This window comes from Vibrio sp. 2033 (genome assembly GCF_033339735.1).
In genome coordinates this window covers 1-1276 of sequence record NZ_JAWOVC010000091.1, presented here as the reverse complement: position 1 = coordinate 1276, position 1276 = coordinate 1, and the positions used below count along the sequence as shown (strand labels likewise).

1 protein-coding gene is annotated in these 1276 nt (G+C 43.6%); it reads left to right on the top strand.

What is annotated here, in order from left to right:
- Positions 1 to 127: 127 nt before the first annotated feature.
- The coding region (locus tag R7P74_RS24805) for an RNA degradosome polyphosphate kinase (RefSeq protein ID WP_318123297.1) at positions 128 to 1276 on the top strand (1149 nt) is incomplete at its 3' end.

Sequence of the window (1276 nt, the reverse complement as noted above, 5' to 3'; positions counted from 1 at the left end):
AAAAGAATACAACTCTTATGCAATGCGTGGTATGAAATATATCTGTAACAAAAATCTCATAATGTTTTCACTCGTCTGTTTATCCCCATGATCAGTACGATTACTTCACTTTAGGCTAGGTAAGGTTATGAGCGCAGAAAAACTATATATAGAAAAAGAGCTTAGTTGGTTATCTTTCAATGAACGAGTGTTACAAGAAGCGGCCGACAAAACCGTTCCGTTGATCGAGCGTATTCGTTTTCTTGGGATCTTTTCCAACAACCTCGACGAATTCTACAAAGTGCGCATCGCTGATGTGAAACGTCGTATTTTGATCAACCAAGAGCGAGGAGGGAGTGACAACTCCAAGCGTCTGTTAAGTAAGATGCAAGCTAAAGCCCTTAAGCTTAACGAACAATTCGACGAACTTTACAGTGAATTAATTAGAGAAATGGCAAGGCGTCGCATTTTCTTGGTCAATGAGCATCAACTCGATGAAGCGCAGGAAAAGTGGATCACCAAATACTTCCGCAAAGAAGTCATGCCACATATCACGCCTTTGTTGATGAAAGATGAAATCGACGTGCTGCAATTCCTCAAAGACGAATACGCTTACATCGCCGTCGAACTGCGCAAAGAAGACCACTCTCAATACGCTCTCATCGAAATTCCAACCGACCACCTGCCACGCTTCGTGATGGTGCCAGAGCAAAAAGGCAAACGCCGTAAGACCATCATCCTGCTTGATAACATCATCCGATACTGTTTAGACGAGCTTTTTAAAGGCTTTTTCGACTATGATGAGCTCGCAGGCTACGCGATGAAAATGACGCGTGATGCAGAATACGACTTGCGTAATGAAATCGAATACAGCTTGCTAGAGCAAATGTCAGCAGGTGTAAACCAACGTTTAACCGCCATGCCAGTACGCTTTGTGTATGAGCGTGAAATGCCGCAAGAGATGCTCGACTTCTTGTGCAGCAAACTAAGAATTTCCAATTACGACAACCTAATTCCAGGTGGACGCTACCACAACTTCAAAGATTTCATCGCTTTTCCAAACGTCGGGCGAGAATACCTCGAAAACAAACCAATGCCACCAATGAAGTGTGCAGACTTTGAAGGTTACGCCAACAGTTTCGAAGCCATCAAAGCCAAAGACATTCTGCTCTACTACCCTTATCACACCTTTGACCATATTGGTGAATTGGTTCGCCAGGCATCCTTTGACCCGAAAGTGCTCAGCATCAAAATTAATATCTACCGCGTAGCCAAAGACTCTCGCTTGATGAACTCT